At 48.6% G+C, this 16,463-nt stretch carries 15 protein-coding genes and 1 riboswitch; of the genes, 14 read left to right on the top strand and 1 reads right to left on the bottom strand.

Going from position 1 to position 16,463, the window contains the following annotated elements:
- Positions 1 to 19: 19 nt before the first annotated feature.
- Positions 20 to 213, top strand: a riboswitch (cobalamin riboswitch).
- Between the two features lie 161 nt (positions 214 to 374).
- The 11 genes from AF331_RS16495 (at position 375) to AF331_RS16550 (ending at position 12,307) form a co-directional block, all read left to right on the top strand.
- A complete protein-coding gene (locus AF331_RS16495; protein WP_152915682.1) occupies positions 375 to 2,471 on the top strand; it encodes an LPXTG cell wall anchor domain-containing protein in 2,097 nt (698 codons plus the stop codon).
- A gap of 10 nt (positions 2,472 to 2,481) precedes the next feature.
- Positions 2,482 to 3,408: a DUF4430 domain-containing protein gene (locus AF331_RS16500; protein WP_053429178.1), complete on the top strand. Its 927-nt coding sequence runs from the start codon at positions 2,482 to 2,484 to the stop codon at positions 3,406 to 3,408.
- An 18-nt stretch (positions 3,409 to 3,426) separates the two neighbouring features.
- A complete protein-coding gene (locus tag AF331_RS16505; RefSeq protein WP_053429179.1) occupies positions 3,427 to 4,314 on the top strand; it encodes an energy-coupling factor transporter transmembrane component T in 888 nt (295 codons plus the stop codon).
- Positions 4,287 to 5,909, top strand: coding sequence for an ABC transporter ATP-binding protein (locus tag AF331_RS16510; protein WP_053429180.1), 1,623 nt, complete (start codon positions 4,287 to 4,289; stop codon positions 5,907 to 5,909). The genes AF331_RS16505 and AF331_RS16510 overlap by 28 nt, the downstream gene beginning before the upstream one ends.
- A gap of 68 nt (positions 5,910 to 5,977) precedes the next feature.
- Positions 5,978 to 6,601, top strand: a complete 624-nt coding sequence (locus AF331_RS16515; protein WP_373921202.1) for an ECF transporter S component — start codon at positions 5,978 to 5,980, stop codon at positions 6,599 to 6,601.
- Positions 6,598 to 7,191, top strand: a complete 594-nt coding sequence (locus AF331_RS16520; RefSeq protein WP_053429181.1) for a class D sortase — start codon at positions 6,598 to 6,600, stop codon at positions 7,189 to 7,191. The genes AF331_RS16515 and AF331_RS16520 overlap by 4 nt, the downstream gene beginning before the upstream one ends.
- A gap of 200 nt (positions 7,192 to 7,391) precedes the next feature.
- The gene (locus AF331_RS16525; protein ID WP_053429182.1) at positions 7,392 to 8,321 is read left to right on the top strand and encodes a cation diffusion facilitator family transporter; all 930 of its coding nucleotides are present in this window, start codon (positions 7,392 to 7,394) and stop codon (positions 8,319 to 8,321) included.
- Between the two features lie 1,108 nt (positions 8,322 to 9,429).
- Positions 9,430 to 9,930, top strand: coding sequence for a DinB family protein (locus AF331_RS16535; protein ID WP_053429184.1), 501 nt, complete (start codon positions 9,430 to 9,432; stop codon positions 9,928 to 9,930).
- A 135-nt stretch (positions 9,931 to 10,065) separates the two neighbouring features.
- Positions 10,066 to 10,458 (top strand): hypothetical protein, encoded by a 393-nt coding sequence (locus tag AF331_RS16540; protein WP_053429185.1) that lies wholly within the window; start codon positions 10,066 to 10,068, stop codon positions 10,456 to 10,458.
- 86 nt (positions 10,459 to 10,544) lie between these two features.
- A complete protein-coding gene (locus AF331_RS16545; RefSeq protein WP_082347017.1) occupies positions 10,545 to 11,516 on the top strand; it encodes an alpha/beta fold hydrolase in 972 nt (323 codons plus the stop codon).
- Between the two features lie 227 nt (positions 11,517 to 11,743).
- The gene (locus AF331_RS16550) at positions 11,744 to 12,307 is read left to right on the top strand and encodes a GNAT family N-acetyltransferase (protein ID WP_053429186.1); all 564 of its coding nucleotides are present in this window, start codon (positions 11,744 to 11,746) and stop codon (positions 12,305 to 12,307) included.
- 36 nt (positions 12,308 to 12,343) lie between these two features.
- Here AF331_RS16550 and AF331_RS16555 read toward each other — a convergent pair whose 3' ends face one another.
- On the bottom strand, positions 12,344 to 12,892 hold the full coding sequence (locus AF331_RS16555) for a hypothetical protein (RefSeq protein ID WP_053429187.1): 549 nt from the start codon (positions 12,890 to 12,892) through the stop codon (positions 12,344 to 12,346).
- A 144-nt stretch (positions 12,893 to 13,036) separates the two neighbouring features.
- On the opposite strand from AF331_RS16555, the gene AF331_RS16560 reads away from it, so the two are divergent.
- From AF331_RS16560 to mngA, 3 genes are all read left to right on the top strand, one after another.
- Positions 13,037 to 13,507 (top strand): DinB family protein, encoded by a 471-nt coding sequence (locus AF331_RS16560; protein WP_053429188.1) that lies wholly within the window; start codon positions 13,037 to 13,039, stop codon positions 13,505 to 13,507.
- A gap of 120 nt (positions 13,508 to 13,627) precedes the next feature.
- Entirely contained in the window at positions 13,628 to 14,356 is a 729-nt protein-coding gene (locus AF331_RS16565) for a MurR/RpiR family transcriptional regulator (protein ID WP_053429189.1), read from the top strand.
- 146 nt (positions 14,357 to 14,502) lie between these two features.
- Positions 14,503 to 16,431: a PTS 2-O-a-mannosyl-D-glycerate transporter subunit IIABC gene (mngA, locus tag AF331_RS16570; protein WP_053429190.1), complete on the top strand. Its 1,929-nt coding sequence runs from the start codon at positions 14,503 to 14,505 to the stop codon at positions 16,429 to 16,431.
- The last annotated feature ends 32 nt before the right edge of the window (positions 16,432 to 16,463 follow it).

A 16,463-nucleotide genomic window follows, 5' to 3' on the forward strand; every position in this document is an offset into this window, starting at 1 on the left:
TAAGATGGAGAGGAGTATAACTTCATAGGTGCATATTGGTTCAGCCTCGGGTTCGGGGCTGATTAAAAGGGAATCAGGTGTGAATCCTGAGCGGTCCGGCCACTGTAAGTGATGAGCGATCTTTGTGAAATGCCACTGGATGTAAGAGTCCGGGAAGGCGGAAGGGAGCGATGAATCATGAGTCAGGAGACCTGCCTGTATGTGTAATGGTGGAGCCTTCCGGTAAAAGGTGAAGCGAGGTGGATCAGTATGCATGGGGTTGGTATGTGCACGTGGATTTCAAAGCCTTGTTCTTCTTTCGGGAAGAGCAGGGCTTTTTTATATACATATTATTTATCTAGTACAGGGGATAAGGGATACGGGAGGATATGTGAGTGAGAATACTTCAAGCAATGTTGGCAAGTGTATTGAGCGTTGTGTTGTTTTTGGGTGTGCCGGTTGCGGGGATTCCGTCTGGACACGCAGAGGCAGCGACAAGTACGGATGTTTCGCTGGCTGAGATCAATAAAACCATTGAAGGTGCTGCGAATCACATTCTGGACAGCGGAGTAAGTAGTGAGTGGGAAGCCATAGGACTTGCGGCAGCGGGATATCCAGTGCCGGATGCCTATTATCAGAATCATTTCAGTCAATCGGTGGATAGCCAGGTCATCAACCCATCGAGATACGCTAAGATTACCGATATTGAACGCCACGTGATTGCGGCGGCGGCAATCGGTTTGGATCCATTGTCTGTCAACGGCACAGACTTGATTGAAAAGATCTACAACAGTCATGATGTGTCACCAGGGAATGACACGATGACCCTTCAAGGGAATAACGGACCGATCTTCGCCTTGATCGCGTTGGACAGCCAACAGTTCGAGGTGCCATCAAACGCCAAGTGGACACGTCAAAAGCTGATTGATGAGCTTTTGAAGCAGCAGAATGAGGATGGAAGCTGGTCCCTCAGTGCATACATGTCGGGACCGAGCTATGATATCACGGCCATGGCCTTGATTGCTCTGGCACCCTATACATCATCCCAGGGGAATGTGAAGAAAGCGGTAGATGGTGCGCTTTCATTCCTATCGTCAGAACAGCAATCAAGCGGAGGATTCGACGATCCATTTGTCGGGGGGACTTCAAGTGAAGCCACTTCCCAAGTCATCATTGCCCTGACGTCGAACGGGATTGATCCGACGTCAAAGGCATTCACGAAAGGATCCAATAATCTGGTCACACACCTTCTGAGCTTCAAGTCGGAGGATGGCGGATTTATGCATGTCAGTCCAGGCAATTCCAACGGGATGGCGACCGAGCAAGCCCTGCAGGCCCTCGTCGCGTATCAGAAATTCTTAAAGGGGGAGGGGAAGCTTTATTCATTCCCTAAACCATTGGAGCCGGAACCACCGACACCCATGCCTGATCCGACCCTCACGATAAAAGGGGTAGAAGATGGCCAGATTGTCACAACACCAGAAATCACGGTCACGGCTGAGGCAAAGGATGGAGAAGGAAACGCCTTGGTAGTCGATGCGAAGTTGAATGATCAAGCCCTTGAAGGTAACAAATCGGGTGAGTTCGTCCTTTCGTTAAAAGAGGGGAAGAATGTTCTCATTGTCAGCGCACAAGATCAGAATGAAAAAGTGGTGTCAAAGAAAGTGACGATACAGTACAAAAAAGAAGCCAAAGATGAGGATCCGCCAAAGCTGCTGGACCAGGTGACCCTAAAGCCTGTATGGAAAGATGGAAAAGGCACGATCGAGATGGATAGTATCAGCAACCTGAAGGCAGGGGGAGATATCATCATCGAGATCCCGGACGATTCGGTTACCGTCGTCTTCCCGGATGAAAGCATGAGTGTGATGGTCAATAAAGAGGCGACGCTTCACTTGGAATCATCTCAAGTGAAAATGAAGACTGAATTGAAAGGGTTCTCAAAAAAAGAAGCTGAATTCTCCATCCAGCGCATGGAAGGCATGAAGGAAGCTCTTAGTAACGTGTACGACTTTACCATCAAACAGGATGGGGAAAGCATTCATGATGTGAAAGATGCCGTAGAACTGTCCTTCGCCGTTAAGGAAGAAGAGGTGGACAGCACATCTACCGCCGTTTACTTTTATAATTCCGATACGGAAAAGTGGGACCATGTCGGAGGGGACTATGCCGATGGATGGATCAGTGTACAACCTGATCACCTGAGCACATTTGCTGTGTTCAACTCCGCACCAACGGGAACGGAAGAGGAAGAGAAAACAAATGAACCAGAAAAAACACAGGATGACGGAAAAACGGGCTCGTCTCCAAAGGAAAACAAGAAAGACGATACTGTTGTACCGGCAGCTAACCCTTCTTCGGGGAAAAAGCTCCCCAATACTGGCGTGAACGAATGGTATCTTCCAGTCGCGGGAGGGCTCTTTCTACTCACGGGCCTCTCGATCTATTTCTGGGGTGCACGCAAGAAGCGGAAGATGGAGATAAAAGGTTAGGAGGAGTTCGATGAAGAAGCAACGTAAGCTCATACTGTCGATCCTGACGGTGTTCTTCCTTACTCTTGGAGTAATCGGGGTTACCTATGGTTTCTCCGGCGAAGAAGAAAAGGCACCAACAAGTAAGCAAGTGGCGGGTAGCGAAAACTCCGTCGCTTCCGTGACCGGGGATAAAGAAAAACAAAAAGATCCAAACGCTATCTCTGATGAACATTCCAAGACCGAGAACCAGGAAGAAAAGAAAGAGGAAAAAGACACAAACGAGAAATCGGACAGCACAACCACTAAAAGTACAAAAGAGGACGGCAAGGCTGATCCTCAGCAACAAGAAGAAAGAAACGGAACAACGGAACGTCCTGAATCAGAAGGAAAGCCAGACAAACAAGAAACCTCTACATCAACGAAAGAAGCAAAAACAGCTTCAAACCAAAAAGCAGAGAGCCCAAAAGAATCCAAAGCTCCTTCCGACTCTGAACGTGCCGAATCACCACAATCTGAAAGCAAGGCACCGGCACCTCAGCCTTCCAAGAATCCTGGACCCGCTCCAAAGCCCGAAAAGGAAGAAAAGCAGGCAGCAACATCGACAGTCACCTATTCCATTGTGGCAGATAGTCAAATGGGTACGGTGCTCCCTCCGACTTCAGTCGAAATCGAGGATGGGGATACGGTCCTTGATGTACTCATCGAGGTGACACGTTCTCAAGGAATCCCCATGTCGTTCCGCGGTGGTACAGGGGCGAATGCCTATGTAGAAGGAATCAACAACCTATTTGAGTTTGACCGGGGATCCGGCAGCGGTTGGATGTACCGGGTGAATGGGATCTTCCCTAACAGAGGGGCAGGAGTAGTCCCCCTCCAGGACGGAGATCGCATTGAGTGGCTTTACACCATCGACCTCGGAAAAGATCTCGGAGCGGAGCTGAAGCCGTTCCGCTAGAAGAAAGGGGTACGCAACGTGACAATCAGATTGAAAGAACTTCACCCCTTCGTAAGCTTTCTCTACTACGTTTGTGCGGGTGTGTGCATGATGATGTTCACCCATCCGTTGTTCCTGTCTGTATCCATCTTGATCCTGTTCGGGGTGAATATCCTTCAAGGAACCTGGGGGAAACTGATCCAATCTATGCCTGCGATCGCTTGCATGGGGCTCATCATCATCGTCATGAATCCCCTTTTCGTCCGAAGGGGAGCCACCGTGCTGTTCTATTTCCGTCATAATCCCGTTACATTGGAAGGAGTGGCATACGGGATGATCATGGCCATGAGTCTATGGGGGATCTTCATCCTGTTCATTTCATTCAATGATGTGATCCACGGGCGGAAATTCTTATTTCTCTTTTCAAAAGTGTGGCCACAGCTCGCCCTCCTGCTGATGATTACGGTGCGTTTCGTACCGCTGCTCATTACCCGGTGGAAGGAGCTGTATTACACGCAAAAGCTCAGGGGACACGATATGTTCAACGGAAGCGTGAAGAAGCGGAGCAGGACAGGCATGCTCTATATGCAAAAGCTCCTCACGTGGTCGTTGGAGGAGGCGCTTCAAACGGCTGAATCCATGAATGCAAGAGGGTTCGGGGAGCGGAAGAGGTCGCATTATCAGCTGTTCCCATTCCGCTATTCCGATTGGGGAGCGTCCATCGTCTTAGCAGGGATAGCCGGCGTGTGTGTGTATTCTGCACAGAACGGAATCGGGACACTCAATGTGTATCCCCAGCTTGAGACACTCTCATTTTCCCCTTCGGACTGGCTGATCTTGATCCTGTTCATTTGTCTGATGGCATTCCCCATTTTACTTGAAGGAGGCAGTCAACTTCGATGGCATGTATTGAACTCGACAAACTAAGCTTTCACTATCCAGAGGAAGAACAAGCAGCCATCCGCTCCCTTTCCCTTACCGTGGATAAAGGGGATTTCATTGTGATCGGAGGTCCTTCAGGCTGTGGGAAGACAACCCTTCTGAAGCTGTTGAAAAAGGAACTCACACCGGTAGGAAGGATGATGGGACAGATCAGGATGTCAGATATGGGAGTAGGATTCGTGTTTCAGGACCCGGAAAATCAGATTGTCATGGATAACGTCCTTAGTGAACTTGTATTCGGCATGGAAAACGAGCAATTGGGGACGGGGGAGATGCGGCAGCGCGTGGCGGAAATGGTTCATTTCTTCGGTATGGAAGACCTCCTCGATCAGGATACAAGACATCTCTCAGGCGGGCAGAAACAGCTGATGAACGTGGCGAGCGTCCTCCTGCAAAAGCCGGACCTGTTGTTATTGGATGAACCGACGTCCCAACTAGACCCGGTCCAGGCAAAAGCACTGATTCAATTTGTCCACCGTCTGAACGAAGAATTCGGGATGACGATCATCATGGTCGAGCACCGATTGGAAGAGCTCTATCCCATCGCGGATCGGGTGATCCTCATGGAGAAAGGAAGCGTGGCCTATGAAGGGACGGCAAGGACAGTTGTTTCCACTGTGTGGAAGAACCAGGACAACACGTTTCTTCCATTCCTTCCAGCCATTGCGAAGCTATACTATACCTTTGCCGACCTGTCTTACGATACGCGGGTGCCCCTGTCTGTCAAAGAGGCCCAGCGCTGGCTATCGGATCTATCCATCGGGATGGTGGAGCACAAGCGAGAAGTCTCTTCTGGGCAGGCATTACCCCTTCTCGAAATGAACCATGTAAGCTTCAAGTATGAAAAGCGTGCACCCATGATCCTGAAGGATATCAGCTTAGAGGTGAGGAAAGGGGATTTTCTTACTGTGGTGGGAGGAAACGCCTCAGGAAAGACGACCCTCCTGAAAATCATTGCGTCGATTCTGAAGCCGTATAGCGGAAAGGTAAGGCTGAATGGGAAGCAGGTTTCGAAAAAGTCATCCTGCAGAATGGGCTATCTTCCTCAAAACCCGTTGCTCTGTTTTATGTGTGAAACGCTACAGGAAGAAATCCTTGAGCTTGCCGTCCGTTACGACATCCCGCTTCCGGAAGAACGAATGAGGTCCATCGCGACCCGTCTCGGCATTGAGTCGATCCTGGAAAAGCATATCCATGATTGCAGTGGGGGAGAACAGCAGAAGGCGGCACTTGCCACCCTATTATTCATTGAGCCAGATCTACTCTTGATCGATGAACCGACGAAGGGGATGGATGCGGTGTCCAAAGATCAGTTCTCGGTCATGTTGGATGATCTTCATCAAGATGGCATGACCATCCTGATGGTGACCCACGACATTGAATTTGCGGCAAGGCATGCTTCACGATGCGCGTGGTTGTTTGACGGTCGCATTACGGCAGACGGAACGGTGAGGGAGGTGTTGGATCATCACTACTTCTATACCACGACGATCAACCGCGTGAGTCAGAATGCCGATGTTCCAACGGTCCTGACGGTAGAGGAGGCATATAAGACATGGAATCTTCACGTGCCGTCCTGATTACCTCCTCTGTCATGACCTTGATTCTCTTATTTGTTTCAGCCATTCTGTTTGACGACAGGCCTTATATGATGATCTGCATCGCCATCATGATTGTAACGGTCATCCCGTTGTTTGCGAGATTCGAACTCCGTGCGATCGGGAGTAAGGAAATCGTCCTGCTGGCGGTACTTGCAGCCATTGCAGCCATGAGCAGGGTACCGTTTGCTCCCCTGCCGAGTGTGCAACCGACTACCTTCGTGATCATTGTGAGTGCCATCGTTCTGGGGCCCGAAGCGGGTTTTCTGATAGGAGCGATGGCGGCCATCGTCTCCAATATCTTCTTGGGTCAAGGTCCCTGGACCCCTTGGCAAATGTATGCCTGGGGGATGGCCGGCATGATGGCCGGATTCCTCCGTAACACAGTGATCATCAATACCAAATGGGGGTTGATGGGATATGGATTTGTCGTAGGCTTTTTGTTCGGGTGGTTCATGAATTTGTGGTTCCTCCTTGGCTTCCTTGGTGATGCCTCTTGGGAAGTGTTCGCCTCGGCCTATATCGCTAGCTTTTACTTTGATCTTGCCCATGCGTTATCAAACGTATTTTTCCTCGGGCTCTTCAGTGTGGGGTGGATTCGGATCCTGGAACGTTTCAAACGGAAATACGGCATCCTGACGCCAGACTTGCCGAAGGGGGAGGTCTATAAATGAAGAAAGTGATTGGCATCTTGATCATTCTGATGTCCCTTCCCCTTTTGTTTCATAGCCAAATCAAGGGTGGAGTCTATAAAGGGTTCAACGAAAAACTTCTCGTCGCAGCGAGTGAAGGGAAGGGGGAAGTGAAAAAAACCATGTTTGAGAAGCTATACTTGAGTGATTCCGCGGATGTAGAGACCTCTGACATCAAGGCGGTCCTCCGTATCCCATCCATCGAATTAGAGGAGCCCATCTTCCAGGGGGCAAGTGAATTCCATCTCAAGAATGGAGTCGCGACCATCGAGGAGGATACTCCCTTTTCCGCCACGAATATTTCCATTGCGGGACATAAAATGAATGCATACGGTGTCCTCTTCAATCGGCTTCATGAGCTGACTGAAGGGGATGTAATGGAACTGGATGTCAACGGAAAAACCACTACGTACAAAGTGGCGGAACAAAGGAGGGTATCACCTGATGATTTGTCGGTCCTGGAGGATACGGAGGATCAGACGATCACACTGATCACGTGTGAGACCTATAACTGGACCACGAATGAATTTGAAGAGCGATTGGTCGTGCGGGGGGAAAAGGTAGGGGAATGAGAATAGCTTCACCTAACAGGCAAGCCCTTAGTTTTGAGGGCTTGCCTTCCTTTTGCGAACGTTGACAGTTGAAAGCAATTGAATTAATATATGAATATATAGTCATATATAAGTTTTTGAGGTTGCATAAATAGGAAAATGGGTAACGTAAGAAGGACTAACTAGGTTAAACAACATAGCCGAAGAGGAGGAATATACCCATGGCACACGATCACAGTGATCACACTCATCACGCCAATACGAAAACCATGCTGATCTCATTTATCATCATAACCGTTTATATGGTGGTGGAAGCCATCGGAGGATATGTGACAAACAGTCTGGCCCTGCTCTCAGATGCGGGTCATATGCTCAGTGACTCCCTATCCCTGGGGATTGCCCTGATCGCATTTAAGCTCGGGGAGAAGGCAGCTACATATCGCAATACATTCGGCTACAAGCGGTTTGAGATCATCGCAGCCACCTTGAACGGCCTTACCTTGATCGGTATCGCACTCTTCATCTTTTATGAAGCCATCAAGCGATTTACCCATCCGCCTGAGGTTGCTACAAGCGGCATGCTCATCATCTCCATCATCGGTCTTCTTGTCAACGTCCTGGTTGCGTGGATCATGATGCGTGGAGGCGATACGGATGAGAACCTGAATATGAGGGGCGCCTTCCTTCACGTCATCAGTGATATGCTCGGTTCGGTTGGAGCGGTGATCGCTGCCCTTCTCATCATGTTCTTCGGCTGGGGCTGGGCCGATCCACTGGCAAGTGTCATCGTCGCCATCCTCGTCTTGAACAGCGGATACCGGGTCGTGAAAAAATCCCTTCATATCCTCTTGGAAGGAACACCAGAACAAATTGATGTCGAAGAGGTGATTGATGTGATCAAACGGGAAGAGGGAATCGACGACATCCATGACCTCCATATATGGACTATTACAAGTGGATTCATTGCCATGTCCTGTCATGCCGTAGTAGCTGAAGACCTTACCGTCAAAGGAACAGAGCAAGTTCTGAGACGCTTGGAACCCCGTCTGCAGCACTTCGGCATCAAACATATCACGATGCAATTCGAAACTGAAAACAATCCCCATGACTCCGCGATTCTTTGTGATATGGAGCATGGCCATGAACACTAATGGGAAAATCCGCTGCCTGGGAACAGGAGCGGATTTTTTGTGTCTATGCTTGTGTGGTGACTGGATTTTGTGTAAAATATTTACATATAAACAAAGGTTTCTCATTTTTTAGGATGGGATTCTTTTAAAATCTTGTAGCTGGGAGTCTGTTTATTTTGATGAAATGTTTCTTTCTTTTATCCTCTATTTCAGCAGGACTCACTCCGTTATTACACACAGCCGGAAAAGCGTGGCTTGGATTATGGTTGACCTTCCTCTTTTTTATTCTTGCGCTCTTCTTTAGCAAGCCGAGGTCGTTAAAAAGGAATCGTGAACAGAGCGGGTTGTAATGAGGTTTTCAATTTTAACAAATGAAGACACATTCTAGAGGGTGAGGGTATGGTGAAGAGTACAATCGTATTATTTACCATGTACATTATTGTGGTACATGGATTATTGGATATGTTTGATGGTGTCCATATTGTTTTCCGGCTATTGAATCTTAGCTTTGTCCTGGCGCTTATTGTATTTTTTCAGATTCTAAAAAATAAGACAGGAAGCTTCAGAGCAAAGGTAAAAGGAAGTTTATATGTGAATGCTGAAACGAAAACGACCCTTGAGAAAGGGTCGTTTTCTGTTTGTTTTTTTTATCAAACTGATCTAGTTCTGTTGCTGAGTACCGCCATGGTTAGAAAGACTAGTAGGTGCAGTCCCCATAGGCTGATCATGAGGATGTAAGCCCATTGGCGCATGGAAGATAAGTCACTCCAATGCTGAAAAGAACGTAGCTGACTGAATAAAATGAGCAGAATACTAATCGAAATAATCATTTGGCTAATCAATTGTTTTTTCAAAGGAATCTCCTATCTTATACAAACTTCTTTGCAAAGCTTATCCTATATTTCACATCAACACCGGTATTTCGTGAAGGGGAGAAGGCTCAGACAAATAGGGTTTTTACTAAATGATACCATAAATAGTTAATCGCTTTTGGTTATCCTCACATGCAACACTCTTTACGGAAAATTTCTTTAAAAGGAAAATCGATTCTTTCATTGAATAGATTAGGTAGCTGCCAGGATTCTAGGATAAAGTACTAAAAATCTTAAATTAGATGAGGGATATTCCCATGAATGATCTGAAGTTGATTGAGACATACAAAGGATTTGTACAGAAGTATTCCCTAGAGCAATTGAACGATATACCAGAGCAAGGTGTGTGGTCGATCGGTCAAATGTATAACCACCTGATTTGCGTGGCCCATGAGTACTTGGATAGTGCAGAAGCTTGTGCCACAGGCAAAGGAGAACAAGAAAAAGGAAAAACCGAATTTGGAGAATATCTATTCAATATCGGCTGCTTTCCTCCCATAAAGATTCAATTACCACCCGAACTCAATGCAACGCCCGACAATCCGACATCCAAAGAAGATCTGATGCGAGAGCTTGATCACTTGATGACGAGAATGGAGGGGGTGGAGAAGAAGCTGAAGGATGTAAATCCGGACAACAAAGAAGCACATGGAGGTTTTGGTTGGTTAAACGCACAGGAGTGGTATGAACTTGTGGGAATGCATTTCCGTCATCATCTTCGTCAAAAGTATGAAATGGATCAAAGACTAGGGTTGTAGTATTTGCAGGGTGTTCACTAATGAATGCAGTGCCCTACATCTCAAACTTCATTTTCCTTCATTATCATTATTGATTGAAAAAGTCCTTATTTTTGTGTATTTTCTATTAAATGGAATTTTTAAGAGGAGAACCAAATGATAGCAACTTACTATGGCACAACAGCTAAAGACCTGAAAACAAACGGGTTGATAGATAAAATCAGTGGTACGATCCATCCAAAGTATAGATTCCCTCATACCGGAAGCATTGAACTGACGGAGGACACACTCAGATTGGATGGATGGGAAGACCTGGCGCTGGAAGAGTTCGAGCGCGTGGCCTGCGAGTATGATGAGGCGTTTAGTCGGTTCACTGTGAATTCAAGTGACCGCCTCGGGTTCTTTAGGAAAGGGGAGCCGCTTGTCGTGACTCATGGTGACCGTAAGATGTATCTCCTGATTGATTGGAACTTTTTCACGGGGTTTACTGATAATCGGCGTTGGTGTGAGGCGATTAATGAAAAGAGAGAGAAGTCCATCAGCCTCTAGACGTAGTAAAAGATACTCCTCCGTCTCCATTTCTTAGTGAGGACCACTTGGTAAGATGAAATCATCTTACAGCGGAGGACAAATTCATGAAGAAAAAGAGAAGACGGGGATGGGTGTACGTGAGGAACGGACTAGCGATCCTGCTCATCCTGTGCATCGGGTGGTCGGTGTTCAGCACGATCATGACGGCATATGAGCAGGGGACGTATCATCCGCCGGGTGAACGGGTGGAAGTGGATGGGAAGAAGATGCATGTGTATTCAAAGGGGACGGGGGATGAGACAATTGTCCTCATGAGCGGATTGGGGACGGCTGCGCCTGTTCTGGATTTCGCCCCTCTGATTGATGAACTTTCCAAGAAGCATCGAGTCGTTGTCGTGGAGCCATTCGGGTACGGGTGGAGCGACCTGGCCGAGACGGATCGCACGGTGGAAAACATAGTACGGGAGATGAGGGCGGCACTGAGTAAGGCGGATATCCAGGGACCTTACATTCTCATGCCTCATTCTGTGTCAGGCATCTACAGCATGTACTATGCGGATCAATACCCGGAGGAAGTGAAGGCGGTAATCGGGATCGACCCGACGCTGCCGGGGGCACTGGACTATTTCAATGAATCACCGCCATCCATGCCTGGATTCTTGAAGTATATTGCGCCGTCTGGAATCGGTAGGCTGGCCCTGATGATTGATTCCCGAAACTTTTTACCAGAAGCCGGTGAAGGGACATATTCAAAAGAAAATCTTGACCAGACCAAGGCGATCTCAGCCTGGAAGGGATATAACCGCAATGTCGTAGCCGAGGCCAATGCAATCAAGAAGAATATCGATCAGACAAAGGATATGGCCTTCCCGGCAGACATGCCGGTATTATTCTTTACGAAGGAAGCGGGCAAGACGACTGCTGACGGGAAGAACAATGTCACATTCCTTGAAACGCAGCTGACGACTGAACCTGCGAGCCGGGTGGTGCCGCTGGACGGCCATCACTATCTCCACTGGACCCGTTCAGTGGAAATGAGCAGGGAAGTGGACCGGTTCGTAGAATCTTTCAGGTGAAAACAAACAAGACAGCCATCTGCTGTCTTGTTTAGTGTAAGGGGATCTTGAAATCTCCCAGTAGTAAATAATCGCCGTCAATAAGATATTCCTTGTTATAAACAATGCTGTTCTCTGGAAAACGTGAAAACGATAGAATAAATTAGTACTATTTCTATATTTTGTAGATTATCATCAATAAGGGTGAAGGCAATACAGTACATATGATGAGCGAAAGGAGAACGGATATGAATCCCATATTGAAAGATATCCCATTATCATTTGAAACGGAAAGGCTGACGTTGCGGGCACCTCTTCCCCAGGGGGACGGCAGGGTGGTGAATGAAGCCATTAACCGTTCCCTGAACGAACTGAAGCCTTGGCTCGGGTTTGCCCAGGTTGCTCCCACCGTGAAAGAGACAGAAATCAATCTCCGGGAGGCGTATGTCCGCTTCCGGAAGCGGGAAGCGTTCCGTTACCTGATTTTTCATAAGGAAACCGGAGAACTGATCGGGTCCACCGGGTTTCATAATGTGGACTGGGAGGTACCAAAGGGTGAAATCGGCTACTGGGTCGACACAAAGCATGGTGGTGCCGGATACATAACCGAAGCGGTAAAAGGATTGACGGAACTTGCCCTCAGCCATATCGGCTTCAGGAGGGTGGAGATCCGCTGTGAGTCGATGAACGTCAAGAGCAGGGCGATTCCGGAGAAGCTAGGCTACGAGTTGGAAGGGATCCTGAGGAATGAGTCGCCGTCTGTTGACGGCACAAAGCTAACGGATACATGCATTTATTCTACTGTCAGGTAAGAGAAGGAGGAGACCGCATCGGGTCTCCTCCTTTCTTCATTCGGTAATAGTATCCATGATAGTGTCGAAGTCTTGCACTTTCTTGGTCTTAAGGTCCACGACGTATCGTCCGTTGGTTGAAGAATGACCTGATACGAGGGTTGAGTAGCGGACGATGACATAGGTATCGAACGTTCCGTCATATTGGACGAAGTGATCCTTGTCCTCCACCAGTTCCCCTTTTTCCTTCAGATAATCGGTGACGATGGCCACCGCTTTGTCTTTTTCCTCCTGGGTGGCATTGTCCTCGATCGTCTGAGGAGTCGAAGTTGCTTCTTCTTCGTTTTCTTGATCCTCTAGATCAACGGTCTCTTCTTCTTCGTCAGAAGGCTCGGCTGGTGTTTCTTCGTTAACCTCCTCGTCACGATCATCCTCCGTGACAGCTGAATCGGACTCGTTTTCCTCACTCGTGCTTTCTTCCGTCACGGTGTCTTGGTTGGAAAGGTCATCATCAGCAGGTTTTGCTCCTTTTTCATCAGATGAACATCCCCCGATCAGCAGGAGGGTAATTGTGAGTAAGATTCCCACCCAAAAATGCTTTTTCATCTTTTTCACCTCATTGCTACTAATATATGGAACCCCATTTCCATGATAGAGGTTTATGAAATAAATGTAAATGAAAGTGGGCAGGAATTGAGGGGAGGTAAGGGGAATGTATAGAGGTGAATTCTGAACGTGGAGGGGAAAACCATGATAAGTAAAGACCTATTGATCAGGATGCTCGACCATACGTACGATCTGGAAAGCTGGTATGCGCCGTTCAAGGATGCCGTGAGCGGGGTGACGGTGTCCATGGCCGTCTGGAAGCCGGAGGGAAGTGCCATGAACTCCATCTGGGAAAATGTAAACCATCTGACGTATTATAAAGAGCGGCATGCGGCCAAGCTGCTCGGTGAACCGTGGGAGAACCCGCTTGATGGACATGATACGTTTCAGCTGACGGAGCCCCGGGAGGATGAAGCGGCCTGGAAGGCACTCGTCGACCGGGCGGAGAGGGCCCAGGGCAGATTGAAGGCAATCCTTCAGGGAATGTCAGAGGAAGAGATGAAAGAAAACGAAGTGGCCGAGTACTTGTATCATATCCTGATCCACGATGCGTATCATACGGGTCAGATCATGCAGTCCAGGAAGATGCAGGGAGGATGGCCGGCTACACGATAGGGGATGTATGACTGCGGATGATGTCTGCGGTCTTTTTTATGCTGGAAAGGAATCTGTCATAGGGAAAATCGATCTTTCGTCTGATATAATAATGTCATTGCCATAACGGGGTGAGACATCATGCGATTCGACGAACGCACACACAAATTTGAGTATAAGCTGAATGATACAGACGATCAGATCATTGATTACATAAAAGAAAGGCACGCTGAGTTTGTGACCCAATCGATCCAGACGGTAGCGGCCAATGTGTTCACCGTGCCGAACACCATCACCAGGCTATCGAAGAAGCTTGGGTATGACGGGTTTTCCCATATGAAGAGCAGCCTGAAAGAGGAATTGGAATCACCTTGTGAAACGCCCGAGGATGACTCTCATTCGTTGATCCAGAAGACGTTCGAGATCCTTGATAAGGAGCGGATGGAGGAAGCGGCCAGACTCCTGGTCGATTCCAAGCAGATTCAATTATTCGGGGTCGGGGATTCCTCCGATCTGTGTGAGATGGTGGCCCGCAATTTTCGCGTGGTCGGCAAACCCACCCATCATCATGTGCACCGGCACGAGATTTTGCACAGTTTGGATCAAATGAATCATCAGAGCATCCTCTTCCTCATCAGTTTATCGGGCGAGACGCCGTTGGTCATCGAGGCGGCCACCAAGGCGAAGGAGCGCAATATCCCCATGATCACACTGACACACTTCACGAAAAACACGCTTCAGTCCATGGCTGCGATCAATCTGTACTGCTATGCGCCGAAGAAGACGAAGAACGGGTACAATATCACGGCTCGAACACCTGTAATGGTGGTGCTGGAGATGCTCTCCCATCACTTCTGGGCGCACTACTAGAGTGGCGGTATACACAAGAAAACGCTTTATCAGGTGAATGCTGTGTAAAAATAAGAATAATCCTTTATTCTTATTTTTTTTTGCTAGGATTAGGTCAAGTTCAAAAAATGAAAACACTTACAAACATTGAAATGAGGGGTATACTCATGGAATTATCTAAACTTACCTCGCCGAAGTTGATCAGTACGAAGCTGAAGCTTCGTTCCAAACAAGAAGCCATCGAGTATTTAGTCAACCAACTGGCTGATGAGGGGAAACTGAGTTCTCGGTACGATTTTTTGAAAGCGGTTAATGAACGTGAAGAGCTATCACCGACTGGTTTTGAAGGCGGACTTGCAATTCCTCACGGAAAGTCGAAAGCCGTAAAGGAAGCGGCGTTTGCCGTTGCCACCATCGAGACGCCGTTGACCGATTGGGAAAGCATCGATCCTGCCAACCGGGTGGAACTTGTCATCCTCCTGGCCATACCGGATGAGGAAGCAGGCTCCACCCACCTTGCCCTCTTATCGGAATTCGTCACACGTTTATCAGATGAAACATACAAAGAACGGTTATTGAATGCTGCTTCAAGCGAGGAGCTATACAGCCTCCTTGATGTGGTTGATGCCCCGGAGGAAACACGGGAAATCGAAGATACAGGTAAGGTAGTGCTGGCTGTAACGGCTTGTCCTGCAGGGATCGCTCATACGTACATGGCGGCCGAGGCCCTGGTGAAAGCCGGGAAGGAACTCGGGATCAAGGTGTTCGTGGAGAAGCAGGGGGCCAACGGGATCGAAGATCGGCATACCTCAAAGCGCTTGCAGAGTGCCGATGCCGTAATCTTTGCCAATGATGTGGCCGTGAAGGATGAGAGCCGGTTTGCCCATCTTCCGAAAGTCAAAACATCGGTGGCCACTCCGCTCCGGAATGCCAAGGGACTGCTTGAGCAGGCAGTGGAAAAAGCGGAAAAATCACCGAAAAGGGTGTATGAGGAACAAAGCGCCACGGATGACGCTCAGGATGACCAGGAGCATAAACCGTTCAAAACCGAAATCAAAGATAGCATCCTGACCGGTATCTCCTACATCATCCCTGTCATCGTGGCAGGGGGAATGACGCTGGCAGCGGCTGTCCTGATTTCACAGATCTTCAACCTGCAGGATGTCTACGCGGAAGAAGGGTCCTGGCTATGGCTACTGAGGCAGCTTGGAGGAGGACTCCTCGGTCAGCTGATGGTTCCGATCCTTGCCGCTTACATGGCATACTCCATTGCAGATAAGCCCGCACTCGGACCAGGGTTTGCAGCAGGGGTCGCAGCCAACCTGATCGGATCCGGCTTCCTTGGAGGGATGCTCGGTGGATTCCTGGCAGGATTCTTCTTGAAATTCCTGAAGAAAAAAATCCAGCCAAAAGGAACGTTCGCAGGCTTCATCAGCTTCTGGGTCTATCCTGTAGTGGGAACACTCGTGGTCGGATCGATCATGCTCTTCCTCATCGGTGAGCCACTGGCATGGATCAACAATGGATTGATCAATTGGCTCGGAAGCTTGTCAGGCACCAACGCGCTTATCCTTGGTGCCATACTTGGTGCGATGGTGTCCTTCGACCTAGGCGGCCCCGTCAATAAAGCGGCCTATACGTTCTGTATCGGAGCGATGGCAAGTGGAAACTTCATCCCTTATGCCACCTTTGCTTCGGTCAAGATGGTTTCGGCATTCGCCGTGACCGGTGCCACCATCATCGGGAAGAAATACTTCTCCAAACAGGAGCAGGAAATCGGAAAGCAGACGTGGCTCCTTGGATTGGCAGGGATCACGGAGGGGGCAATCCCGTTCATGATCAATGATCCGATCAGGGTCATCCCATCCTTGGTCGCGGGATCAGCCGTGACCGGTGCCATCGTAGCCTACTTCGATCTTGGATTGAATGTACCGGGCGCAGGGATCTTCTCCCTTGCCCTACTCAAAGGACAGCCGATCTTGCTTGCGGCAGGCATCTGGTTCGGAGCAGCCTTGATCGGTGCGGTCATCTCCATGTTCCTCCTGATCGTCACAAGAAAGAGTAAGCTTTCAAAAGAAGAAAATCTCGCAGCATAAAGAGCTGAAACTATACATCCAGGGGGAATGAA

Origin of the sequence: Rossellomorea marisflavi, from assembly GCF_001274775.1 — a bacterium.
Classification (GTDB): Bacteria; Bacillota; Bacilli; order Bacillales; family Bacillaceae_B; genus Rossellomorea; species Rossellomorea marisflavi.